The following is a 25,018-nucleotide window of genomic DNA, read 5'->3' as shown; positions in this document are numbered from 1 at the left end:
CGGCTTAGAACAGGTATTCCGCCGACAGCTTGACCGAGCGCGGACGCAGGGCGTAGCCGCCACGCAGGTCGACCGGGGCCGAATCCAGGAAGGCGTTGCGGATGTTCAGCGACAGGCGCAGGTCCTTGATCCCCGTGTAGGCGAAGTTCAGGTCGGTACGCATGTCGGCCTTGCGGTAGCACGGCAGGTCGTCGGTCGGCTTGATGCGCGCCTTGCAGCCCGCTTCGTTCCAGGTCGCGACATCGGTCTCGTCGAAGTTCAGTGCGGTCTTCGAGGTACGGTTCACGCGCACCGAGGCGGTGACATCGCCCTTCTTCCAGACCGCGCTGAATAGCGAGCTCAGACGCGGGGTGCCGCGCAGGCCGACCGTGTTCGGACGGTAGGTGCCGGCGCTGACGTCCCAGGTGCGAGTGCTGAGCGCGATGGTGTTCATCAGGCTCAGGTTCAGGTTGCCCCAGGCGCCCATGCCGAAGCGGGTCGCGAAGTCGAGGTCGACGCCCTTCACTTCCGTCTTGCCGAAGTTCTCGTAGTTCAGCAGCAGCGACTGGATGTTGCCGACCGGGAAGGCCAGGTTGGCACCCGGGCTCAGCTGGTTGGCGCGATCGGCCAGGCGGCGGTCGGTGTCGCTGACCGCATTACGCACGATCAGGGGCGAGTACTCCGGCTGGTCTTCGCGCGCCAGCACGTAGGACACGGCGCGGTAGGCGATCTCGTCGCGGCGCTCGATCTGGAAGTAGTCGAGGCTGACGTTGATGTTCCTGGTCGGCTCGAACACGAAGCCCAGGGTGGCGCTGCGCGAGGTTTCCGGCTTCAGGTCGCGGTTGGCCGAGATCATCGCCGGGATCGAGGTCAGGCAGCCCGAGTTGTAGGCGGTGGTGGCGTCGTTCTTGTCGGTGGCGTTGCCGTTCTTCAGGATGTCGCGGATCTTGGTGGCGGTGTCGCAGCGCTTCGGATCCAGGGTGCTGTTGAAGAAGCCGGTCAGGCCGACCTTGCCCAGGGTCTCGGGGATGTTCGGCGTACGGAAGCCGCCCGCGAAGGTGCCGCGCACCAGCAGCTGCGGCACGACGGTGTAGCGCAGGCCCAGCTTCGGCGACACGTGGGCGTCGAAGCCCTGGCTCTTGTCGAGGCGCAGGGCCCCGTCCAGCTGCAGCTTTTTGGTCAGCGGCGCCTGCAGCTCGCCGTAGATGGCGCTCATGGTGCGCTCGCCGTCGATCCACAGCGAACCGCGGCTGATGATCTCGGCATTGACCACGTTGTCGGTCGAGCGCACGTACATGCTTTCGCGGCGCACTTCGCCGCCGAAGGCGAAGGACAGCGGACCGCCGCCCAGGGCCATCAGTTCGCCGGTCAGCTTGGCGTCGATGAAGTCCTGCGACAGGTCGGCGTCGGTGCCGATTTCCGGGAACATGCGGGCCAGCAGCTCGGGGCTGTTCGGGCCGCCGATCTTGTATTCGCCGCTGGTGACGGCGTTCGGCATCGCGGTGCGGTGGGCGCCGTGGTCGCGCGACTTGGCGTCGGCGCCGATCCGGCCGGCGGCCGCTTCCCATTCCCAGCCGTTGGCCAGGCTGCCCTGCAGGCCGGCCATCAGGCGGAACTGGTTGGCTTCGGACGGGCTGACCCACATGTCCAGGTCGTCCATGAAGCGGTAGTCGATGCCGACCGGGACGTTGAACGGGTTGGCCGGGTTGCCGACCGCCAGCTTGGGCTTCGGCACCGACTGCGAGGTCTTGGTGTTGCCGTCGAACCAGTTGGACGGCGAGCCGGCCGAGTTGGCGTAAGGCAGCGAACGGTAGGTCGTCTCGGTGCGCGAGTAGGACGCTTCGGCGAAGCCGCGCAGGTCGGCGCCCAGCTTGAAGCGCGCCTGGCTGAAGAAGTTCAGGCGCTTGGCCGGGTCCGACCACGGGGTGATGCCGGTCAGGTCGCTGGTGCACAGGCCGGTGGCGTTGCGCTGGGTGGCCGGGCAGGAAGCCACGGCCTGGCGGATCGCGGTCGGGTTGGTCGCCGATTTCGGCTCGTTCAGGTTGCCCGGGAAGGAGAACAGGCTCGGATCGCCGAAGGCCGGGCTCACGTACTGGCGGTGCCACGGGGCGTAGTCGCCGATCACGTCCGACTGCATGTAGCCGCGGCGCTTGTAGGCTTCGAGGTTGGCGAAGACGTTGTAGCCGTCGCGCTCGAGGTTGCCCATGCCGCCCAGGATGGCGGCGGTGTCCTGGCCGCCGAAGTCGTGGCTCTGGTTGCGCTCGACGCTGGCGCTGGCGCGCACGCCTTCGAAGGTGTTGCGGGTGATGATGTTGATCACGCCGGCCATCGCGTCGGAACCGTAGATCGCCGAGGCGCCGTCCTTCAGCACTTCGACGCGCTCGACGGCGTCGGCCGGGATCGAATCGACGTTGACGAAGACTTCCTTGCCGCCGTCGGCGAACGCGTAGTTCGAGACGCGGCGGCCGTTGACCAGCACCAGGGTGGCGGCCTTGCCCAGGCCGCGCATCGAGGCGCCGGATGCGCCCCGGGCGAAGCTGCTGGCGCTGCCGTCGTCGCGCAGGGTGCCGGTGTCGAACGCGGTCAACGTATCGAGCACCTGGCGCACCGTATTGGCGCCCGAGGCCTTGATGTCTTCACGGCGCAGCACGGTGACCGGGGATGCGGTCTCGCCGTCGATGCGCTTGATGTTCGAACCGGTCACGACCACACGTTGCATGTTGTTCGCCGGCGCTTCCTGGGCGCCGGTTTGCGCCACGACGTGCGTGCTGCCGATGGCCAGCGCGACTGCAATGACGCTCTGTTTGACTACCAACTTCTTCTTCACTTTTCCGTCCTCTTTATAGGTTTGATGTTGCTGTTTTATATGTACGTGTACATATGGCGCAGATTCTGGCAGCAACTTTATGCAAGGAAAATAATTTTTTCTCTTTTTGGCAATGTTTGTTGCATAAATATAACAAAAAGGCGGAAGCGCGCGTGTTGTCTTGACAGCTCCGCCTGGCGGCGAGCTAAAGGGAACGGAGGACGAGCCCGGGTGTCGCGGGCATCGACTACAGGTTGGCGCGCAAATGAAACAGAGATTGGCTATTTAATTGAATATTCTGCGTATTTCGTAATTACATTCGACCGGATAAAACAGGAAGAACGAATGGAATTCCACGGATTATCACGCATCGATATGCCGACGGAATTAAATGAAGGGACTGCCGTTTATCGGCGCTATTCTTATTGCGCCAATAAAATCGAATTGTTATAGTCATTTCGCTTTCACTGCTGAACTTCGTTCAACAGGGCAGCGAACAATTCAACTTAATGAGGTTTGAAATGATCGATCTGAACGAGCAAGAAATCCACTTTATCTCCGGCGGCGTGGTGGTTGAAGGCTATCCGACGAGCGACCCGAATGAATCGGATCCTCTGAAGAAGCCGGGCCCGTACAACGCCTACTACGCGATGTAATCAGGTCGAGACCCCATTCGCCGCGCGGCGGCGCGTGGGGTCTTTCATTTCGCATTGTTAGCGAATACCTTCCCCCGCCTGTTAATACAAAATACAGGCGCCAATACCTCCTTCCCGCTGTTCGATTAACGAGTTCCAGGCCTGCTGATTCCAGGATCATGCTCATCCATTCAGCGCCCATCGAATAATCTCCGCCAAGTCTCCCGTCAGAACGCGTCGGCATGAAAAAACCCCGGGAACCTTGCGGCCCCCGGGGTTTCGGATGCTGCTCGAGCAGTCTTGATTACTTCGCGTTCATCAGCGCGACGGTGGTGTCGAGCATGCGGTTCGAGAAGCCCCACTCGTTGTCGTACCAGGACGACACCTTCACCAGGCGGCCCGAGACCTTGGTCAGGGTGGCGTCGAAGTTCGACGATGCTGGGTTGTGGTTGAAGTCCACCGAGACGAGCGGGTCGGTGTTGTAGGTCAGGATGCCTTTCAGGGCGCCTTCCGACGCGGCCTTCATGATCTGGTTGACTTCGTCCACGGTGGTGTCGCGCTTGGCGATGAAGGACAGGTCGACGATCGACACGTTGATGGTCGGCACGCGGATCGCGAAGCCGTCCAGCTTGCCGTTCAGCTCAGGCAGCACCAGGCCGACCGCGGCGGCGGCGCCGGTCTTGGTCGGGATCATCGACTGGGTGGCCGAACGGGCGCGGCGCAGGTCTTCGTGCATCACGTCGGTGAGCACCTGGTCGTTGGTGTAGGCGTGCACGGTGGTCATCAGGCCAGTTTCCAGGCCGATGGCGTCGTGCAGGGGCTTGACCAGCGGGGCCAGGCAGTTGGTGGTGCAGGAAGCGTTCGAAATCACGGTGTCGGTCGACTTCAGCACGTCCTGGTTTACACCAAAGACGATGGTGGCGTCGACGTCCTTGCCGCCCGGGGCCGAGATAATGACCTTCTTGGCGCCGCCCTTCAGGTGGGCCGAAGCTTTTTCCTTGGTGGTGAAGAAGCCGGTGCACTCCAGGACCACGTCCACTTTCAATTCGCCCCACGGGATTTCGGCCGGGTTACGCTGCGCGAACACGCGGATCTTGTCGCCGTTGACGATCATGTTGTCGCCTTCGACCGTGACGGTGCCCGGGAACTTGCCGTGGGCGGTGTCGTAGCGGGTCAGGTGGGCGTTCGATTCGGCGTTGCCGAGGTCGTTGATCGCCACGATCTGGATGTCTTGCTTCTTGCCGCCTTCGTAGAAGGCGCGCAGGATGTTGCGGCCGATGCGGCCATAACCGTTGATTGCTACCTTGATCGTCATGCTTTGCTCCTGATTAGAAAAAAACTTTTTTCACAACGCACATGCGAAACGGGCCGCCAGAGGCAGCCCGTAGAAAACATTACGCCGAGATGACGGACTTGGCCTTGGCCACGACGTTCTCGACGGTGAAGCCGAAGTGCTTGAACAGCACCGGCGCCGGCGCCGATTCGCCGAAGGTGTCGATACCGACCACCGCGCCTTCCAGGCCCACGTACTTGTACCAGAAGTCGGTCACGCCGGCTTCGATCGCGACGCGCGGGATACCGCGCGGCAGGACCTGGGCTTTGTAGCCTGCGTCCTGGCGTTCGAACACATCGGTCGACGGCATCGATACCACGCGCGCCGCCACGCCTTCAGCTGCCAGCGCATCGGCCGCCTTCATCGCCAGTTCGACTTCCGAACCGGTGGCGATGAGAATGATCTTGGCGTCGGCGGCGTCGCGCAGCACGTAGCCGCCCTTGGCCACGTTGGCGATCGCGGCGGCGTCACGCTCCATGAACGGCAGGTTCTGGCGCGAGAAGATCAGGGTCGACGGACCGTTCTTGCGCTGCACCGCGGCGCCCCAGGCCACCTGGGATTCGACGGTGTCGCACGGACGCCAGTTGTCCAGGTTCGGGATCAGGCGCAGCGACGAGACGTGCTCGATCGACTGGTGGGTCGGACCGTCTTCGCCGAGGCCGATCGAGTCGTGGGTGAACACGAACAGCGAACGGATCTTCATCAGCGCGGCCATGCGCAGGGCGTTGCGGCTGTAGTCCGAGAAGGTCAGGAAGGTCGCGCCGAACGGGATGAAGCCGCCGTGCAGGGCCACGCCGTTCTGGATCGCGGCCATGCCGAATTCGCGCACGCCGTAGTTGATGTGGTTGCCCGGGATGCCCGAGCGCACCGCCACCGATTCCTTCCAGTTGGTCAGGTTCGAGCCGGTCAGGTCGGCCGAGCCGCCCAGGAATTCCGGCAGCACCGGGGCCAGGGCCTGGATCGCGTTTTGCGAGGCCTTGCGGGTGGCGATGGTTTCCTTCTTCTCGACGCAGGCGGCGATGGCGGCGTCCAGCACTTCATTGAAGTTGCCCGGCAGCTCACCCTTCATGCGGCGCTCGAATTCGGCGGCCAGCTGCGGGTGGGCTTCGCGGTAGGCCGCGAAGCAGGTATTCCACGCGCCTTCGGCCTCGGCGCCGCGCTGTTTCGCGTCCCATGCTTCGTAGATCTCGCCCGGGATGTCGAAGGGGATCGGATCCCACAGCAGGTGCTGGCGCACGGCCGCGATTTCCTTGTCGCCCAGCGGGGCGCCGTGGACCTTGTCGCCGCCTTCCAGGTTCGGAGCGCCCTTGCCGATGATGGTCTTGCAGCAGATCAGGGTCGGACGGTCCGACTGCTTGGCCTGCTCGATCGCGGCCGAGACAGCGGCGACATTGTGGCCGTCGACCTTCGGAATCACGTTCCAGCCGTAGGACTCGAAGCGCTTCTGGGTGTCGTCGGTGAACCAGCCCTCGACGCGGCCGTCGATCGAGATGCCGTTGTCGTCGTACAGCCAGATCAGCTTGTTCAGGCGCAGGGTGCCGGCCAGCGAAGCGACTTCGTGCGAGATGCCTTCCATCAGGCAGCCGTCGCCCAGGAAGGCGTAGGTGTAGTGATCCACCACCTCGTAGCCCGGACGGTTGAATTCATAGCCCAGCAGCCATTCGGCCAGCGCCATGCCGACCGAGTTGGCGATGCCCTGGCCCAGCGGGCCGGTGGTGGTTTCCACGCCCGGGGTGATGCCCACTTCCGGGTGGCCCGCGGTCTTCGAGTGCAGCTGGCGGAAGTCGCGCAGGTCGTCCATGCTCAGGTCGTAGCCGGCCAGGTGCAGCATCGCGTAGTGCAGCATCGAGCCGTGGCCGTTCGACAGCAGGAAGCGGTCACGGTTGAACCAGCCCGGATTGGCCGGGTTATGGCGGTAGTGCTTGTCCCACAGCGCGACGCCGATCTCGGCCATGCCCATAGGCATGCCTGGGTGGCCAGAGTTGGCTTTCTGGACGGCGTCCATCGCCAGCGCGCGGATCGCGTTGGCCATCAGGGTGGTGGTTTGCGTAGATTTCATGGGATACGAAGATCAGGGATTGGTAAGCGGTGGCGGTGCGGCTGGCCGTAGCCCGTTATTTTACCAGACCCGGTCGGCTGGAATTCAAAAGCGGGAAGAAAGCAATCGATTCCGGCGCGGCCGGGCGAAAAAAAGCCCGGCGCCAGGCGCCGGGCTTTTACGGGGCGAAACGATCAGAACTTGACCGACGCGCCCAGGGTGATGTAGCGGCCGATCGCGTCGTAGCTCTGCGGGAAGGTGTTGCCGCTGTTCGGACCGGTGCCGCCGATGGAACCGCCGACGATCGGCGGCTTCTTGTCGAAGGCGTTGGTGACCGATGCGGTCAGGCGCACGTTCTTCATGACGCTCCAGGACGCATGCAGGTCGACGTAGTGGTACGCGTCGATGGTCGAGAAGCGCGGCAGGAAGACGGTGCCGCCCGGCTCTTCGTTGACGCCGCTCACGTAGCGCCAGTTGTAGCCGACCGACCAGGCGCCCATGTTCCAGGTGGTGCGCTGGGCGAACTTGCGCTTGTACACCGGCGCATTGACCACGTTGTTGCAGGCGATCGAGTAGTAGCCGAGGCAGTCGCGGTTCACCGAGGTCGGGGTGGCCTGGTAGTGGTAATCGGTCACGAAGTTCGAACCGAGGCTCATGTCCAGGCTGCCCCAGTTCGCGCCCAGGCCGACCTGGCTCAGGTTCAGGCGGTAGGCCACGTTCAGGTCGACGCCGGCGGTGCTCTGCTTGCCGAGGTTCGACAGCGGGGTGGCGACGCCGCGCGCTTCGTTGCCGTTGAAGGTGCCGTTGATGGTGTTACGGCCGATCATGCCGCAGAACTCGTTCATGGTGAAGCCCGGGTTCTGCGCGGCGCTGTAGCAGCGGTCCAGGATGTCGGTGGTCGACGGCGACGAGACCGCGTCCGTGATCTGGATCTTGTAGTAGTCCACCGACACGGCCAGGCGCGGCAGCGGCTCGACCACGAAGCCGAAGGTGCGGGTCTTGGCCGATTCCGGTCCCAGGTTCGGGTTGCCACCGCTCAGGTTGTTGATCTGGCCCGAGGACGGCGCCGGCAGGCTGCCGATCTCGCTCAGCGGCACGCCGGTCAGGCGGCACAGGTTCGACAGGGTGCCCGCGGTGTTCGCCGCGGCCTGGTTGATGTTCGCGCCCTGGCAAGGATCGGCCGCCAGGTTCGACAGGCCGGTGACGTTCGGTGCGAACAGTTCGTTCACGTTCGGCGCACGGGTAGCCTTCTGCAGCATGCCGCGGACACGGAAGGATTTCACCGGCGCCCATTCGCCGCCGGCCTTCCAGCTGCCGTAGCTGCGCGAGTTGCTGGCGGTCTTGAACTCGGTTTCGCGGTAGCCCAGCTCGGCGTTCAGGCTGCGCACGAAAGGCTTGTCCTTGAGCAGCGGGATGAACAGCTCGACGGCGTACTCGTTCAGCTTGAAGCTGCCGCGGCGGTCCGGGGTCGGCGCGCCGGTGCCCAGGACTTCGCCCTGGATCTGCGAGGCGGCGTCGGACTGGGTGCCGGCGCTCACCTTGCGGCGCTCGGCCAGCAGCGACACGGCGATCGGGTCTTCCGCCCACGGGCTGCGGAGGGTGTCGCCCAGGTTGCCGGACACCGAAGCCTGCGCCACGTCCTGCTCGACGGTCTGCATCAGGATCGCGGTCTGGTTGATGAAGGCGACCTGCTGCGGGGTGATCGAACCTTCTGCGCCGAACACGTTCAGCGGCACGCAGCCGTTGGCCGGGTTGACGCAGGCGGTGGTGCTGAGCGCGTTCAGGGCCTGGCCGACCTTGGCCAGCGAACCCCAGTTGCGGCGCATCTGGGTCTGGTCCGAGGTGCCGCGGCTCCAGTAGGCGTCATAGGTCCACTCGCCCACCAGGTCGCCCTTCACGCCCAGGGTGTACTGCAGGGTGTCGGTGTCGAAGTCGTTGTAGCGCGGGCCCAGCTCGGTGATGCGGCGGTTGACCAGCAGCGGCACCATGGTGGCGTTGCCGGCCACGCAGTTCGCTGCCGGGATGCCGCGGCGTGCGCAGATCTGCTCGCGCGCAGGCTGCGGAATGTAGGGGTTGCCGATCGGGACCTGGAAGGTGTTGCCGAAGGTGCCGGACGAGGCCAGCGCCGACGCGACCTTGCTGGTCGTGTAGAACACTTCGGTGTAGACGTCGGCGTAGTTGTTGATCTTGTAATTGCCCAGCACGGTCGCCTGGGTGCGGTCGAGGCCGGTCTGGTAGAAGTTCGGCGGGTTGGTGTTGTACGGCACCACCGGCTGGACGAGCTGGCCGGTGGTCGGATTGATCTGCCATGCGCCGGACAGTGCGGTGGTGCCGCCGACGCCCTGGCTGGTCGAGAACTGGGCCGGGACGGCGGTGGCCGAGCCGGTCGGGGCGCCGGTCACCGAGTTCAGGCTGGTGATGCCGTAGTCGCGCTCGCCCTGGGTCAGCGGGTCGGTGGTGGTCTTGCCGATGCTCAGCACCACATTGCCGCGGCCGTCGGCCAGGCTGCTGCCCATGGTGATGTCGGTGCGGCGGCGCTTGGCGTCGCGGTGCTCGCTGGTGGCGCCGTAGGTGCTGGTGATGTCCAGGCCGGTGAAGTTGCGCTTCAGGGTGAAGTTGGCCACGCCGGCGACGGCGTCGGCGCCGTACACCACGGAGGCGCCGCCGGTCACCAGGTCGACGCGGTTGATCAGGGCCATCGGAATGGCGTTGGTGTCGACGGTGCCGCTCAGGTTGTACGGCACCAGGCGGCGGCCGTTGACCAGGACGAGGGAGCGGTTCGAGCCCAGGCCGCGCAGGTCGATGGTGGCCGCGCCGCCGGTGCCGTTATTGGTGCCCGGACCGATGGCCGGGACGGCGGCCGGGAGGGCCTTGAAGAACTCTTCGACGGCGACCGGCTGGGTGGTCTGGATTTCGGCGGCCGTGATCGACGAGATCGGGCTGTTAGAGGTGATGCCCGGGGAGGTGATGCGGGTACCCGTCACCTCGACCACGGTCATTTTTTCTTGGGCCAGCACCGGCTGGGCCACGGCGCCCAGGCCTGCGACCACCAGGGACATACGTACAGCGCGCGATATCAGCTTCTCTTTAATCATTTTTATAATCCGACGTAATGAACAACATGAATGCGGTACGGCTCCCGGATGAAGACGCCGGCCCCCACTCCCTCTGCAAGCACACACAGCTGCCTCCTGAGCATGGTTGTATGTACTTGTAAATAGATCAAAACATTATGCTTGCTGACTGTCAATACTTAGTGACGCAGATGTACATACCTGGGCCCGGCTGTATCTAAAAAGAAACAAACTTCCTCATCCAAGCGAAGCCGGCGGGACCGTGTGCGCCTCCATCTTGCTTGTCCTGCATGCGGCGCGAACCCTACAATACCTGTCCTCCCCCAGCCCATCGAACGCATGCCCCGCTTCTATTGCCCTCAAGACCTGCTGCCCGGCGCCCTCGTGGCCTTGCCGGCCAACGTCGCCCACCACCTGCACGTCGTGCGCCTCCAGGCGGGCGCGGCGCTCACCTTGTTCGACGGCCGCGGCGGCCAATACGCCGCGACGCTCGTCGAGGTCGACAAGAAGCGCGCCACGGCCCAGGTGAGCGCCTTCGAAGCGGTCGAGGCCGAGCCCCCCTACGCGCTGACGCTGGCCCAGGCCTTGCCGGAGGGCGCGAAAATGGACTGGATCGTCGAGAAGGCGGTCGAACTCGGGGCAAGCGCGATCCAGCCGCTGGCCGCCGCGCGCAGCGTGGTGCGCCTGTCCGGCGAGCGCGCCGACAAGCGCCTGGAGCACTGGCGCGGCGTGGTGGTCGCTGCCTCCGAGCAGTGCGGGCGCAACCGGCTGGCGGAAGTACGTCCGCTTGCCACGCTGGCGGAATGGCTGGCCCAGCCGTCCGGCGGGCCTGTGTTCCTGCTCAGCCCGCGCGCCACCGAGTCGCTCGCCGGCTGGGCGCGCGCCACGGCGCCGCAAGCGGCGACGCTCTTGATCGGGCCGGAAGGCGGCCTGAGTCCGCAGGAAGAAGCGGCCGCCGTCGCCGCCGGCGCGCTCTCGCTGAGCATGGGGCCGCGGGTACTGCGCACCGAGACCGCCGGCCTGGCCGCCCTGGCCATCCTGGCCGGGGCCTGGGGCGGAGTCTAAGCCCCCCGTCTTTTCCACATCCTCTCCCGTTCCGCCGGGCGGAACGCGGCATCCGACTTCCAATCTTACGACAGCGCCAATGAAAAAGGCGCTGTCCGCGTTAAGTGTAGAAATTGAACTGCCGAGTTCCGTCCTTGTCCAAGTGTCGTTAATCAACTTCGACGGCGGAGGGCGGAAATGGAAGGCAGGCGATTCACGAAGTGGTTGCGGCAGCTGCCGCTGCTGACCAAAAATCAGCGCGGCAGACTCCTGGAGATGCTGGCGCCGGCGCTCGGACTGGACCGGCTCTGCGAAGCGATCGAAGGAGCGGACAGGCCCCCTCCCTGCTGTCCGGTGTGCAAGGCCGAGCGGCCGTATCGGCATGGCCGGAACCGCGGCCTGCAGCGCTATCGCTGTCGCGCATGCGGCAAGACCTTCACCGCCCTGAGCGGCACACCGCTGTCACGCCTGCGCCATCGCGCCAAATGGCTCGATTACCTCGACAAGATGCTGGACGCCAACAGCGTACGCGCGGCGGCCAAGGCGGTCGGCGTGCACCGGAACACGAGCTTTCGCTGGCGTCACCGCTTCCTGGAGCTTGCCAAACACGACAGGCCGCAGCGCCTGAACGGCATCACCGAAGCCGACGAGCTGTTCCTGCTCGAATCGCAAAAAGGCTCGCGCCAGCTGAACCGCCCGGCGCGCCGGCGCGGTGGGGTGGCCTCCACGCGCGGCATCTCGCACGAGCACGTTTGCGTCCTCGTTGCCCGCGACCGCACCGGGCAAACACACGATTTCATCACCGGCCGGGGCGCGGTGACGAAGAAGCAGTTGTTCCGGCATCTACTGCCCGTGCTCGATCCGGACGTGCTGCTGGTGACCGATGCGCATGCCGCCTACCGGGCCTTCGCGCGCGAAGCCGGCATTTCTCACGAATGCGTCAACCTGCGCGCCGGCGAGCGTGTGCGTGGCGCGGTCCATGTACAGAACGTGAACGCCTACCACCGGCGCTTCCGGCAATGGCTGGCGCGCTTTCACGGCGTCGCCTCGCGTTACCTGCCGAACTACCTGGGCTGGCAATGGGCGCTGGACGGCGCGCGCATCGCTTCGCCTGAGCGATTCCTACGAGCGGCGATGGGCCTCTTCCACACGTAACAGCGACAGCGCCATGAAAAAAGCCGCCCGAAGGCGGCTTTGCGGAATGGCGGCCCGAAGGCCGCGTCAACCATGATTAGAACTTACGATCGTACATCACCGACAGACGTGCCGAACGCGGTGCGGTCAGCGACAGCGGGGTCTGGTACAGGCTGCTGATACGGGTACCGTTGTTGTACGCTTCGGTCACGTTCTGGACGGTCTGGCTGTTGAACAGGTTGAACACGTCCACGCGGAACTGCAGACCCTTCGCCCACATCGGCTTGTACGCCACGTTCACGTCATAGCGGTGATCCCATGGCAGGTTGCCAACGGTGCCGCGCGGCGTGAGGACGTTCTGAGCACGGCTTGCGCCGCCGCAGTAGAAGGTCTGGTTGCTGTAGTTCGGCGAATCGCCAGGAGCGGCTGCGCTGCCGATGCAGCTGCGCGGACGGCCCGAAGCGATCAGCATGTTACCGCCGACCACGATTTCCTTGGTGACTTCGAAGAAGCCGAATGCCTTCACCTGGTGCTTGCGGTGGTTAGGCAGGTAGCCGTAGGCGCCTTCCATCAGCTCCGGGTAGTCCCAGGTCGAGGTCACGGCGACGTCAGCCTGGCCGTTGTCCGAACGGACCTGGCCTTCGGTGTTGCCCTTGTTGCGCGACCAGGTGTAGCTCACCTTGCCGTACCAGCCGTTGCGGAACGGGTGCTCGGCGAACAGGTCGACCGCAGCGTAGGTACGCTTCGGCTTGTCGAAGCCCTGCTCTTCCGCGCTCAGGAAGACCTTGGTCAGGCGGGCCGGATCGCCAGCGAAGTCCACCATGAAGGTATTGTCCTGACCCGGGTTGAAGGTCTGGCAAGTGTTACCCCACAGCGGGTTGGTGATGTCGATGTTGTTGGCATCGGCGTAGCGCTCGAACGGACGCACGTCGCAGAAGTCGTCGATGGTCGACTTCAGCTTACGGTAGGTTGCCTTGGCGCCGAAGTTCAGCTGCGGCGAGAAGGCCTTCTCGAAGCCGACGGTCAGCTCGTCCTGGTAAGCCGGATCCATGTCCAGGGCCGCCAGGGTGGCGACCACTTTGTCCTGGCCGTACTCGTTGTTGTTCGACAGCGGCTGGCTCAGCTGCACCAGGCCGGTCGGTGCGCCGTTGGCGTCCGTGCCGCTATAGGTGAAGTACTGGGCGGTGAAGGTCGAACGGCCTGCGCCACGCACCGAGATGTGGGTCGGGATCGGCACCGAGTAACGGCCCGCGGTCGCGAACACCTTCATGCTCGAATCGCCGTTCACGTCCCACGATGCTGCGATACGCGGGTTGATCTGGTTCTTCATCTCCAGGAAGGTGGTCTTGGAATCGTTCTGGTTCTTGAACGATTCGCTACGCACGCCCAGGGTCACCATCAGGTTGTTGGTGACCTGGTACTTGTCTTCCAGGTAGAACGCGCTCTGCTCGCCGTACGAATCGGTCACGGTCGAGAACAGGTCGCGGGTCACATAGTAACCCTGGGTACCGTAGCCGCCGCCGGTCGCCGGCGCCGGGATCAGCACGCCTGCCGGGCCGTCCAGCGCCTCGTTCGGGGTGTCGGTACGGAAGTAGGTCCAGATGCCGCCACCGGCGCGGAATTCACCGGCCTTCAGCGATTCGATCTTCGACTGGTCCAGACCGGCGCGCAGGGTGTGGGCGCCCAGGCGGTATTCGATGTCGAAGCGGCCCGACTTGACGATGTCCATCGAGCCAGGAGCCAGCACGGTGCCCGAGATCGCCTGCGGGTTGTTGTAGTTCAGGCCAGGCACGCGGTCCGACGGGGTCGACGAGATCTGGAACAGGTCCGGCTGGTAGCCCGGGAAGATGTTCTCGTGGGTCGACTTGGTGCGGCCGTACAGGGCGGTCACGGTCAGGTCGTCGGTCAGGTTACCAACGTACTTCAGCATGTTGGTCTTGCCGCCGTTGTTGTCGACGTTGATGCGGGTCGCGGTCGAGGTGACGGTGCCGGTGCGGGTGCGGGTCGCGTAGTTGAAGCCGCTGTCCTGGTTGGTCACTTCCGGGGTGTCGCCCAGGGTGGTGAACTCGAGGCGGTGGTTGTCGGTGATGTTGAAGTCCACCTTCGCCATGTAGCGCTCGATCTTGGTGTTGCGATCGCGCCAGCCGTTGGCGGCGTTGGAGGTGCCGACGCGGAAGCCGTTGACCAGGCCTTCGTCGGTGTCGGTCTTTTCAGCCGCTGCGAAGAAGAACAGCTTGTCCTTGATGATCGGACCGCCGACATAGGCGCCGTAGACTTTGCGGTCCAGGGTGTTTTCCTGGCGCGCCAGGCGCAGGGTGCCGTCGGTGCCCGAGTTGTACGATGCGCCGGTGCGCGCATAGTAGATGTCGTGCGGCTTGGCGCGCCACGACTTCGGCTCGACGGTCACGATGCCGCCGGCTTCCCAGGTGTTGGTACCGCTCTTGGTGATGATGTTGACCACGCCACCGATCGAACGGCCGAACTCGGCGCCGAAGCCGCCGGTCAGGACCTGTGCTTCAGCGATCGCGCCGAACGGCAGCTGGGATGCGCCCAGGCCGGTCAGCGGGTTCACGACCGGGAAACCGTTGATGTAGTACGAGTTTTCGGATGCTGCACCGCCGCCGAACGAGGCGCCGCCGGCGAAGCGCGAGTCGGCGCGGGTGGTGTTCGGGGCCAGCTGGATGATTGCCTCGACGTTGCGGCCGATCGGCAGGGCTGCCAGCTGCTTGGCGCTGAAGGTTGCGCCGCTGTTGGTACTGGTCACGTCGATCGTGGTACGGGTGCCGGTGACCTGGACGGTCTGCACGTTAGCCGACGGGAAGATCGCTTCCGAGTTCTGGCCGATGCTGGTCTCGACTTGGGTGGTGGCGATGACATTGCCGTCACGCACTTGCGAAACACGGTAGGAACCGGTCGGCAGCGAGCTCGCGGTGAAGCGGCCCTGTGCGTCCGGGGTCAGCGTACGACGCAGGCCGGTTTCGACGTTTTCCACGATCACCTGGACCTTGGCGCCCGGGGCGACGGTGCCGTAGACGGTACCGGTAGCGTTGGACTGTGCCATTGCCGGTGCCATCACGCCGACGCCGATGACGGCGCCGCCGAAGGCCAGGCTCAAAGCGTGAACTAGTACTGTTTTTTTCAACATGTGATTTCCTGTTCTTGGGGCCGGCTGCTGTAGCAACCGGCCAATGGTGGTCATATTTGAATCACTTGACTCCACGATTCGCCGCTCCCGGTGTAACGGGCTCTCCTCTGCGGCAAAAACGTTCATTCTCTCGAAAGGCTGACAATCGATACGAACTCACATATGAGAGCATGCCAAAAATTGCTCCGTCAATAAAAATTAGAAAAATATGCAGGCATACAACACTTTCAGTTTAAAAATATTTAAAATGGATGTTTTTGGTGCAGCGCAGCACCGTTTTCGCTGGGGAGCGCACCGCAATGGTGCGCAATAAGACGACTGTACGGAGCGGAATTATTTTACGGAAATTCAATCGTAAATTTGCAACAGAACGATAAATGCCGAATATTGTTCCGATTTAGTTTTGTAGTGGAAACATTTTGCCTTTTAGTTAGGCAAAGAATGGCTATTCCGGAAAACTAGGGAATGTGTATGTATTTATTCTCTCATGATACATACAGAGCCTGGAAGACGTGCAAACGGTAAAATAGAACCTTTGTCCGCTCACCTGTTGCCTCACTAGCAACCGTTCTCCATGCTCCGAATTAACGAACTCAAGCTTCCCCTGAACCATCCGGAACCCGCCCTGCGCGCCGCCATCCTGGCCCGCCTCGGCGTCGCGGATGCCGACCTGACCGATTTCACGGTCTTCAAGCGCAGCTACGACGCCCGCAAGAAATCGGCCATCGTCCTGATCTATTCCATCGACGCCGAGGTGCGCAACGAGGCCGCCGTGCTGGCGCGCCTGGTCAAGGACCAGCACGTCATGCCCTCGCCCGACACCGGCTACAAGTTCGTCGAGGCCGCCAGGCCGGCACCCGGCACCCCGCGTCCGGTCGTGATCGGCATGGGACCCTGCGGCATGTTCGTGGCCCTGATCCTGGCGCAGATGGGACTGAACCCGATCGTGCTGGAGCGCGGCAAGATCGTGCGCGAGCGCACCGTCGACACCTTCGGCTTCTGGCGCAAGCGCAAGCTCAACACCGAGTCGAACGTGCAGTTCGGCGAAGGCGGCGCCGGCACCTTCTCGGACGGCAAGCTGTACAGCCAGATCAAGGATCCGAAGCACTACGGCCGCAAGGTCCTGACCGAGTTCGTCAAGGCCGGCGCGCCGGAAGAGATCATGTATGTCAGCAAGCCGCACATCGGCACCTTCCGCCTGGTGAAGATGGTCGAGCAGATCCGCGCCGAGATTCAATCCCTGGGCGGCGAGATCCGCTTCGAGTCGCGCGTCGAGGACGTCATGATCTCGGAAGAAAACGGCGTGCGCCAGGTCCAGGGCGTGCGCCTGGCCAGCGGCGAGGAGATCCCGACCCGCCACCTGACCATCGCCATCGGCCACAGCGCGCGCGACACCTTCGAGATGCTGTACGAGCGCGGCGTCTACATCGAGGCCAAGCCCTTCTCGATCGGCTTCCGGGTCGAGCACCCGCAGTCCCTGATCGACGTCTGCCGCTTCGGCCCGAACGCCGGCAACAAGCTGCTCGGCGCGGCCGACTACAAGATCGTGCACCACGCCTCGAATGGCCGCTCCGTGTACAGCTTCTGCATGTGCCCGGGCGGCACCGTGGTCGCCGCCTCGAGCGAGGAAGGCCGCGTGGTCACCAACGGCATGAGCCAGTATTCGCGCGCCGAGCGCAACGCCAACAGCGCTATCGTGGTCGGCATCACGCCCGAGGACTATCCGGGCCACCCGCTGGCCGGCATCGCCTTCCAGCGCGAGCTGGAGTCGCGCGCCTACGTGCTGGGCGGCAGCAACTACGACGCGCCGGGCCAGCTGATGGGCGACTTCGTGCGCGGCGTGCCTTCGACCGAATTCGGCTCGGTGACGCCTTCCTTCAGGCCGGCCGTGCACCTGACCGACCTGGCGCCTTCGCTGCCGGACTACGCCATCCTCGCGCTGCGCGAAGCCTTCGTCGCCTTCGACAAGCAGATCAAGGGCTATTACAAGGAAGACGCGGTGCTGACCGGCGTCGAAACCCGCACTTCCTCGCCGATCCGCATCAAGCGCAACGACAGCGACCTGCAAAGCCTGAACACGCGCGGCCTGTTCCCGGCGGGCGAAGGCGCGGGCTACGCGGGCGGCATCATGTCGGCCGCGGTGGACGGCATCCGGGTGGCCGAAGCGGTCGCCCTGGCGATGGCCGGCTGAACCGCTTCGTGCGTGGTGGAGTGAGGGCCTTCGGGCCCGGCCTGGCGATCCTGGGATCGATGGTGTCGGTGAACGCCGGCGCCGCCTGGGCCAAGCAGCTGTTCCCCGTGGTCGGCAGCGCCGGCATGACGGCCCTGCGCGTGGGCCTGGCCGCCCTCATGCTGCTGCTGGCCGTGCGCCCCTGGCGCAGCCTGCCCAGCCGCGAGGACGCGCGCAACCTGCTGGTCTACGGCGTGATGCTGGGCCTCATGAACCTCCTGATCTACGGCGCATTCGCGCGCATCCCGATCGGCATCGCGGTGGCGATCGAAGTCACCGGGCCGCTCGCGGTCGTGATCCTGTCCTCGCGCCGCGCGCGCGACTTCGCCTGGGTGGCCTGCGCCGCCCTCGGCCTGGGCCTGCTGCTGCCCCTGCAGACGGACACCGTGGCGCTCGATCCGCTGGGCGTGGCCTGTGCGCTGGGCGCGGCCTTCTGCTGGGCGATGTACATCGTGTACGGCAAGCGCGTGTCGTCCCTGCGCGGCGCCGACGCGGTGGCCTGGGGCATGCTGGCGGCCAGCGTGTTCGCGGTGCCGGTGGGCGTGGCGCAGGCGGGCGCGGCGCTGTTCACGCCGGCGATGCTGGGCGGCGGGCTGCTGGTGGCGCTGCTGTCGTCGGCGATTCCCTATACGCTGGAAATGATGGCGCTGGCGCGGCTGCCGCGGCGGGTGTTCGGGATCCTGGTGTCGGCCGGCCCCGCGCTGGCGGCGCTGGCCGGGTACCTGATGCTGGGTGAAAGCTTGACGGGGATGCAGTGGGCGGCGATTTGCCTGGTGATCTTTGCATCGGCGGGGGCGGCGGCGACGGCGCGGGGCAGCGAGTAGCTCCGTAAACGCTTGCACGTCGTTCCGGCGAAGGCCGGAACCCAAGTTTGCACGCATATCGCTATCGTTTGAAGTCGGCGGCCGCGCTTCGAACTTGGGTTCCGGCCTTCGCCGGAAGTCGTAGCTGCCAGTGGCAGGTACGACGTACTGAGGCAGCAGGCCGCTAGATCCAGCCGGCTTTCTTGAACCGCCAGTACAAATACCCGCACACCGCCACCATCGTCCCCAGCGCGAACGGATACCCCCACTTCCACTTCAGCTCCGGCATGAACTCGAAGTTCATCCCCCACACTCCAGCGAATGCGGTGAACACCGCGAAGATCGCCGCATAGGACGCCAGCTTCTTGCTGATGTCGTTCTCTTCGATCGCCACCATCGACAAGGTCACCTGGATCGCGGTGTTGATGGTGTCGCGCACCGCATCCAGCCTGCCGGCGATGCGGACCAGGTGGTCGTGCACGTCGCGGAAGTAGTCCTGGGTCTCGATCACCACGCTCGGCACGCGCCCGCCGTACAGTCGGCCGACCGCGTCCATCAGCGGCACCACGGCGTGGCGCAGCAGCTGGGCCTTGCGCTTGAGCTCGTACAGGCGTTCGACATTGGCGCGCTGCTGCTTGCCCTGCTGGCCGAAGATGTGGTCCTCGATCGATTCGAGCTCGGATTCGAGCATGTCGACCACCGGGAAATAACGGTCCACCACGGCGTCGACCAGCGCGTACAGCACGAAGCCGGCGCCCTTGCGCAGCTGGTGCGGCTCGCGCTCGGCGCGGGCGCGCACGCCGAGGAAGCCCTGGCTGGAATCGCGCCGCACCGACAGCACGTAGTTCGGCCCCGCGAACACGGCCAGCTGGCCGACGCACAGCTCGTCCTTGTGCATTTCGACGATGTGCGCGACCACGAAGATGCTCTCGCCGTATTCCTCCAGCTTGGGCCGCTGGTGGCCGCGCGCGGCGTCTTCGATGGCCAGCTCATGCAGGCTGAACTCGTCCTGCATGGCGGCGATCTCGGCTTCGGTGGGATCGCGCAGCGCGACCCAGACGAAGGCGTCGGGTTGTTTCAGGTATTCGCTGATGTCCTCGACCGGGACATCGGACAGCTTCTTGCCTTCCTGGTAGGCGACACAGTTGATCAGCATGAGTGAAGTGACATGACGGGCCGACGAAGGCCGATGCATGAGCTTACACCATCGCCCCTGCCCTGCCCGTCATTTTCCTCACTCGTCGCGTGCGCCGTCGATCCCCAGCTCGCCGATCTTGCGCGTGATCGTGTTGCGGCCGATCCCGAGCCGCATCGCGGCGTCGTTCTTGCGCCCGTGGGTGTGCTTGAGGGCGGTGCGGATCAGGGCCGACTCGAACTGGCGCCCGAGCACGTCCATCACGTCCATCTGGCCGGCGCTCAGCATGCCGGCAGCCTGCAGCTCCAGCAATCCCACCCAGCCTTCCGGCGACAGCGGCAGCGCCTGGACATCGCCTCCCTGCATGGCGGGCGCCACCGCGGGCTGGGACGCGCCCAGCGTGCCTTCCGACAGCGGCACGGCCTGCTGCTGGCCCTGGCCGCCCTGGGTCAGGTCGCGCGGCAGGTCCTTGACCTCGACCGTCTGGCCCGGGGCCATCACGGTGATCCAGTTGCACAGGTTTTCCAGCTGGCGCACGTTACCCGGCAACTCCAGCCCTGCCAGGTAGCGCGTCGCCTGCTCGCTCAGGCGCTTCGGTTCGACGCCCAATTGTCGTGCACTCTGCACCAGGAAGTGGCGCGCCAAAATGGGGATGTCGTCGCGCCGCTCGCGCAGGGACGGCAGGCGCAGGCGGATCACGTTGAGGCGGTGATACAGGTCTTCGCGGAACAGGCCGTCGCGCACGCGCTGCTCCAGGTTCTGGTGGGTGGCCGCGATCACGCGCACATTGGCCTTGACCGGCTGGTGGCCGCCGACGCGGTAGAAGTGGCCGTCGGACAGCACGCGCAGCAGGCGCGTCTGCAGGTCGAAGGGCATGTCGCCGATCTCGTCCAGGAACAGGGTGCCGCCCTCGGCCTGTTCGAAGCGGCCGCGCCGCATCGCCTGGGCGCCGGTGAAGGCGCCGCGCTCGTGGCCGAACAGTTCGGATTCCAGCAGGTCCTTCGGGATCGCCGCCGTGTTCAGGGCGATGAAGGGATCGTGGGCGCGCGGGCTGTGCTTGTGCAGGGCTCGCGCCACCAGTTCCTTGCCGGTGCCGGACTCACCCGTGATCAGGACCGTCACGTTCGACTGCGACAGGCGGCCGATGGCGCGGAAGACTTCCTGCATGGCGGGCGCATGGCCCAGGATCTCGGGCGTTTCGGCGGGCGCCGCCTCAACGCTGGCCTCGCGCAGGCTCTCTTCCAGCGCGCGCCGGATCAGGGCCACCGCCTTGTCGATGTCGAAAGGCTTCGCGAGATAATCGAAGGCGCCGCCCTGGAAGGAAGCGACCGCGGAATCGAGGTCGGAAAACGCCGTGATGATGATGACCGGCAGGCCGGGATGGCGCGCCTTGACCGCCTGCAGCAGGTCGATGCCGGACTCGCCGGGCATGCGGATGTCCGATACCAGCACCTGCGGCGCATCAAGCTCGAAAGCGGCCAGGGCGTCGCGCGCGTTGGCGAAGCTGCGGGTCTCCAGGCTTTCGCGCGCCAGGGCTTTTTCCAGCACCCAGCGGATCGATGCATCGTCGTCGACAATCCAGATTGGTTTCATGTATTCGTGTTTCCCGCAACATGGCTTCAATGGAGGACTGCTTCTTCCCTCCCCTGCGTCCAGCTTATGGCAGCGGCAGCAGGATGCGGAAATCCGTCAGTCCAGGCCGGCTTTCGCACTCGATCACCCCCAGGTGCTGCTGCACGAAGGTTTGCGCCAAGGTGAGCCCAAGGCCGCTGCCGCCTTCGCGTCCCGATACGAGCGGATAGAAGATGCGGTCGCGGATCTCCGGCGCGATGCCCGGTCCATTGTCGATGATATGCAAATCTAGTGCCAGCCCATAACGGACCTTGGCCAGGGTGACCTGGCGCGCCACCCTGGTGCGCAGCACGATCTCGGCATCGCCCTGGGCGATACGCCCGGCCAGGGCCTGGGCGGCGTTGTGGGCGATGTTCAGGACCACCTGGATCAGCTGCTCCATGTCGCCACGGAACTCGGGAATCGAGGCGTCGTAGTCGCGCCTTATGGTGAGCCCGTGCGGGAACTCGGCCAGGATCAGGCTGCGCACGCGCTCGCAGACTTCGTGGATGTTGACGTCGCCCACGATATGGGGTTTCCGATGCGGCGCCAGCAGGCGGTCGACCAGGGTCTGCAGGCGGTCGGCTTCCTTGATGATGACTTGCGTGTATTCCTGCAGGTCCGCTAGGTGGTGCGGCGGGAGCTCGAGCTCGAGCAGCTGGGCCGCGCCGCGGATGCCGCCGAGCGGATTCTTGATTTCGTGGGCCAGGTTGCGGATCAGTTCCTTGTTGGCCTGGCTCTGGTCGAGGATGCGCTCTTCGCGGTCGAGCTTGAGCTGCTGGACGTTCTCGCGCAGCTCGATCAGCAGTTCGCCGTCGCCGAGTGCGCTGACGATGCTGTTGACCTGCAGGGGCTCGCGCCCCGCGCGTTGCAGGCTCAGGTCCTGGCGCAGATCGGCGTACTGGTGGGCCAGCGCCTGGGCGCACAAGGCGCTCAGTTCGGCGCCATTGGTGAACAGCTCCGGCAGCTTGTAGCGCTGCAGCGACTTGAGCGAGAGTTCGAGGAGGTTTTCCGCCGCCGGGTTGGCGTAGCGGACCTGGCCGGCGCCGTCGGTCAGCAGCACGGCCGAGGCCAGCAAGTCCAAACCTGCGAAGCGGACAGCGTCCTCGCGCGCGCTCATCGCAGGTTCGCGATCTCGCGCCGCAGCGCCTCGACGTTGCGTTCGCTGCGGTTGATGTCGTCGCGCATGCCGGACACGCGCTCCTGGTATTTCGCGTAATTGCGCTCGTTGCCTTGGCGCTCCGGCTCGCCGTTATTGAATTCGCGCTTCAGGTCGGCCAATTTCTTTTCCTCGGAACGCAGTTCGTCATGCAGGATCTCGCGGCGGTCGTTGTCGCGTTCACGCTGCTGGGCGCTGTCGACGCGCGGGAAGGCGGCCGGGCTCACTGCGGCGGCAGGCGGCGGGCTGCTCGGGCGCACCGCTGGAATCGGCGCGGACGCACGCGGCGCCGCCGGCGGCAGGTAGCCGAGGTCGAGCGGCTTGCAGCCGCGCCGGCTGCTGTCGGTGAACTCGACACGGCCTTCGGCATCGACGCATTTATAGACGGGAGTCTGGGCGGCGGCGGTGTTGCTGAGTACGATGCCGGCGGCCAGTACAAGGATAGCACGGGTGAATGTCATTCTCATCAGAAACAAATTTGCACAATAAACGTGCACATAGTGTAGTCCACCGCGACTATACCCGATCCCGAAAACAGCACGGGGAAAGCCATGGCTTTCCCCGTCTTTGTTACACGGCCTTGCAGCTCACGTTGCCAGGCCGCAACACTTCGCTTGCCAGCCTGATTACGACGAGTAGTACATGTCGAATTCGGCCGGGTGCGGGGTCATGCGCATGCGCTGCACTTCCTGCATCTTCAGGTCGAGGTAGGCGTCGATCATGCTGTCGCTGAACACGCCGCCACGGGTCAGGAACTCGCGGTCCTTGTTCAGGGCGTCCAGCGCTTCTTCCAGCGAGGCGCACACGGTCGGGATCAGCTTGTCTTCTTCCGGCGGCAGGTGGTACAGGTCCTTGGTCGCGGCTTCGCCCGGGTGGATCTTGTTCTGGATGCCGTCCAGGCCGGCCATCAGCAGCGCGGCGAAGCACAGGTAGACGTTGGCCAGCGGGTCCGGGAAGCGCACTTCGATGCGACGGCCTTTCGGGTTCGCCACGTGCGGGATGCGGATCGATGCCGAACGGTTCTTGGCCGAATAGGCCAGCTTGACCGGGGCTTCGTAGCCCGGCACCAGGCGCTTGTACGAGTTGGTGCCCGGGTTGGTGATCGCGTTCAGGGCCTTGGCGTGCTTGATGATGCCGCCGATGTAGTACAGGGCGGTTTCCGACAGGCCGGCATAGCCGTCGCCTGCGAACAGGTTCTTGCCGTCCTTCCAGATCGACTGGTGCACGTGCATGCCCGAACCGTTGTCGCCAGCCATCGGCTTCGGCATGAAGGTCGCGGTCTTGCCGTAGCTGTGGGCCACGTTCCAGATCACGTACTTCAGGTTCTGGGTCCAGTCGGCGCGCTCGACCAGGGTCGAGAAGCGGGTGCCGAGTTCGTTCTGGCCGGCGCCGGCCACTTCGTGGTGGTGCACTTCGACCGGGATGCCCATCGATTCGAGGATCAGCGACATTTCCGAACGCATGTCCTGGAAGCTGTCGACCGGCGGGACCGGGAAGTAGCCGCCCTTGACGGTCGGACGGTGGCCGCTGTTGCCGCCTTCGATTTCCTTGTCGGTCGACCAGGAGGCTTCATCCGAGTCGATCTTGACGAAGCAGCCCGACATGTCGATGCGCCAGCGGACCGAGTCGAAGATGAAGAATTCCGGCTCCGGGCCGAAGTAGGCGGTGTCGCCGATGCCCGAGGATTTCAGGTAGGCTTCGGCGCGCTTGGCGATCGAGCGCGGGTCGCGGTCGTAACCCTTGCCGTCCGACGGTTCGATCACGTCGCACTGCATGAACAGGGTGGTCTCTTCCATGAACGGGTCGAGGTTGGCGGTGTTCGGGTCCGGCATCAGGAGCATGTCCGACGCTTCGATACCTTTCCAGCCGGCGATCGACGAACCGTCGAAAGCGTGGCCCGATTCAAACTTGTCCAGGTCAAAGTGCGACACGGGCACGGTCACGTGCTGCTCTTTGCCGCGGGTATCGGCGAAGCGAAAATCAACGAACTTGACTTCGTTGTCCTTAACCATCTGCATTACGTCTGCGGCGGTCTTTGCCATTCGGAATCTCCTAGTTGAAAAGGGTGTGTCGCGCATTAATGCGAACCGACAACATACGTCTTCTTAAAGCAGGAACCATGCCAAGCTTGAAGCATGAGCAAATGCATAATTCGTTCTTTGGAAACGGGCGAGTTTACCCATAAAATCGCCCTATACGGATGCACGGCCGTCCGATTCAGTCCCGGCCTACGCGCACCACTTTGGTGCAATCCATGCAAAATGCACCACGGCAGCGCAGCATACACTGATCCAGGATGGTGCATCGCGCTTTTATGCTCGAAAACGGACACACGAAATGACTCCCGAACAAATTCTCGAGGCCGCGCGCCAGCGCGCCGCAGGCCAGCCCTATGCGGGCGCGGTGACCCCGGACGAGGCTTTCGCCCTGCTCCAGGCCGATCCGAATGTGAAACTGGTGGATGTGCGCACCAATGCCGAACGCGACTGGGTCGGCCGGGTGGCGATTCCCGACGCCCAGCATGCGGCGGTGCAGTGGGCCACCTATCCCGGCGGGGTGCCGAATCCGGAGTTCGGTGCGCAGCTGGAGAAGGTGGCGCGCAAGGATGAGGTGCTGCTGTTCCTGTGCCGCTCGGGGGTGCGCTCGCGGCATAGCGCGCGGGTGGCGACCGAACATGGATTCGCGCAGTCGTATGACATTCTCGAAGGTTTTGAGGGGGACAAGGATGCGGAGGGGCACCGCAAGACCATCGGGGGGTGGTGTAAAGCTGGTCTGCCGTGGATCGGAGCGTAAGAACGGTGATGTTTGCCGAGAACTTGGGTCCCGGCCTGCGCCGGGACGACGATTCCAATGCTAGTGGCAAGCCCACAGACCGTCATTCCGGCGAAGGCC

16 protein-coding genes are annotated in these 25,018 nt (G+C 64.6%); 6 read left to right on the top strand and 10 right to left on the bottom strand.

Going from position 1 to position 25,018, the window contains the following annotated elements:
• Nucleotides 1–4: 4 nt before the first annotated feature.
• On the bottom strand, nucleotides 5–2,806 hold the full coding sequence (locus J8847_RS17850; protein ID WP_211526058.1) for a TonB-dependent receptor domain-containing protein: 2,802 nt from the start codon (nucleotides 2,804–2,806) through the stop codon (nucleotides 5–7).
• A 500-nt stretch (nucleotides 2,807–3,306) separates the two neighbouring features.
• On the opposite strand from J8847_RS17850, the gene J8847_RS24370 reads away from it, so the two are divergent.
• Nucleotides 3,307–3,441, top strand: coding sequence for a hypothetical protein (locus tag J8847_RS24370; RefSeq protein WP_267875458.1), 135 nt, complete (start codon nucleotides 3,307–3,309; stop codon nucleotides 3,439–3,441).
• A 283-nt stretch (nucleotides 3,442–3,724) separates the two neighbouring features.
• On the opposite strand, the gene gap is transcribed toward J8847_RS24370, so the two are convergent.
• The 3 genes from gap to J8847_RS17835 all read right to left on the bottom strand — a co-directional run bounded on the left by gap (nucleotide 3,725) and on the right by J8847_RS17835 (nucleotide 9,850).
• Nucleotides 3,725–4,735 (bottom strand): type I glyceraldehyde-3-phosphate dehydrogenase, encoded by a 1,011-nt coding sequence (gap, locus tag J8847_RS17845; protein WP_211526057.1) that lies wholly within the window; start codon nucleotides 4,733–4,735, stop codon nucleotides 3,725–3,727.
• 79 nt (nucleotides 4,736–4,814) lie between these two features.
• Nucleotides 4,815–6,812 (bottom strand): transketolase, encoded by a 1,998-nt coding sequence (gene tkt / locus J8847_RS17840; protein ID WP_211526056.1) that lies wholly within the window; start codon nucleotides 6,810–6,812, stop codon nucleotides 4,815–4,817.
• Nucleotides 6,813–6,985: 173 nt separating this feature from the next.
• Nucleotides 6,986–9,850 carry a TonB-dependent receptor domain-containing protein gene (locus J8847_RS17835; RefSeq protein WP_211526055.1) on the bottom strand — a complete coding sequence of 955 codons (2,865 nt, stop codon included), beginning with the start codon at nucleotides 9,848–9,850 and terminating at the stop codon, nucleotides 6,986–6,988.
• A gap of 354 nt (nucleotides 9,851–10,204) precedes the next feature.
• Here J8847_RS17835 and J8847_RS17830 point away from each other — a divergent pair, with 354 nt between their 5' ends.
• Entirely contained in the window at nucleotides 10,205–10,930 is a 726-nt protein-coding gene (locus tag J8847_RS17830) for a 16S rRNA (uracil(1498)-N(3))-methyltransferase (RefSeq protein ID WP_211526054.1), read from the top strand.
• Between the two features lie 177 nt (nucleotides 10,931–11,107).
• Nucleotides 11,108–12,064 carry an IS1595 family transposase gene (locus J8847_RS17825; RefSeq protein ID WP_211526053.1) on the top strand — a complete coding sequence of 319 codons (957 nt, stop codon included), beginning with the start codon at nucleotides 11,108–11,110 and terminating at the stop codon, nucleotides 12,062–12,064.
• Between the two features lie 76 nt (nucleotides 12,065–12,140).
• Here J8847_RS17825 and J8847_RS17820 read toward each other — a convergent pair whose 3' ends face one another.
• Complete coding sequence (locus tag J8847_RS17820) at nucleotides 12,141–15,188, bottom strand: hypothetical protein (RefSeq protein WP_211526052.1); 3,048 nt, start codon at nucleotides 15,186–15,188, stop codon at nucleotides 12,141–12,143.
• Between the two features lie 574 nt (nucleotides 15,189–15,762).
• Here J8847_RS17820 and J8847_RS17815 point away from each other — a divergent pair.
• Both J8847_RS17815 and J8847_RS17810 read left to right on the top strand, forming a co-directional pair.
• Nucleotides 15,763–17,379, top strand: coding sequence for an NAD(P)/FAD-dependent oxidoreductase (locus J8847_RS17815; protein ID WP_211526051.1), 1,617 nt, complete (start codon nucleotides 15,763–15,765; stop codon nucleotides 17,377–17,379).
• A gap of 59 nt (nucleotides 17,380–17,438) precedes the next feature.
• Nucleotides 17,439–18,242, top strand: a complete 804-nt coding sequence (locus J8847_RS17810; RefSeq protein WP_211526075.1) for an EamA family transporter — start codon at nucleotides 17,439–17,441, stop codon at nucleotides 18,240–18,242.
• A 163-nt stretch (nucleotides 18,243–18,405) separates the two neighbouring features.
• On the opposite strand, the gene corA is transcribed toward J8847_RS17810, so the two are convergent.
• From corA to glnA, 5 genes are all read right to left on the bottom strand, one after another.
• Nucleotides 18,406–19,377, bottom strand: a complete 972-nt coding sequence (gene corA, locus J8847_RS17805) for a magnesium/cobalt transporter CorA (protein ID WP_211526050.1) — start codon at nucleotides 19,375–19,377, stop codon at nucleotides 18,406–18,408.
• 78 nt (nucleotides 19,378–19,455) lie between these two features.
• Complete coding sequence (ntrC, locus tag J8847_RS17800; protein ID WP_211526049.1) at nucleotides 19,456–20,949, bottom strand: nitrogen regulation protein NR(I); 1,494 nt, start codon at nucleotides 20,947–20,949, stop codon at nucleotides 19,456–19,458.
• A gap of 64 nt (nucleotides 20,950–21,013) precedes the next feature.
• Nucleotides 21,014–22,087, bottom strand: a complete 1,074-nt coding sequence (gene glnL / locus J8847_RS17795; protein WP_211526048.1) for a nitrogen regulation protein NR(II) — start codon at nucleotides 22,085–22,087, stop codon at nucleotides 21,014–21,016.
• Nucleotides 22,084–22,593, bottom strand: a complete 510-nt coding sequence (locus J8847_RS17790) for a DUF4124 domain-containing protein (RefSeq protein ID WP_373999935.1) — start codon at nucleotides 22,591–22,593, stop codon at nucleotides 22,084–22,086. Before J8847_RS17790 ends, glnL begins: the two co-directional genes overlap by 4 nt.
• A 159-nt stretch (nucleotides 22,594–22,752) precedes the next feature.
• Complete coding sequence (gene glnA / locus J8847_RS17785) at nucleotides 22,753–24,168, bottom strand: type I glutamate--ammonia ligase (protein ID WP_211526046.1); 1,416 nt, start codon at nucleotides 24,166–24,168, stop codon at nucleotides 22,753–22,755.
• A 295-nt stretch (nucleotides 24,169–24,463) separates the two neighbouring features.
• On the opposite strand from glnA, the gene J8847_RS17780 reads away from it, so the two are divergent.
• Nucleotides 24,464–24,919, top strand: a complete 456-nt coding sequence (locus tag J8847_RS17780) for a rhodanese-like domain-containing protein (protein ID WP_211526045.1) — start codon at nucleotides 24,464–24,466, stop codon at nucleotides 24,917–24,919.
• Nucleotides 24,920–25,018 lie beyond the last annotated feature (99 nt).

Origin of the sequence: Massilia sp. AB1 (assembly GCF_018119385.1) — a bacterium.
Classification (GTDB): Bacteria; Pseudomonadota; Gammaproteobacteria; order Burkholderiales; family Burkholderiaceae_D; genus Telluria.
The sequence above is the reverse complement of the archived record's forward strand: the minus strand, read 5'-3'. Positions and strand labels throughout refer to the sequence as shown.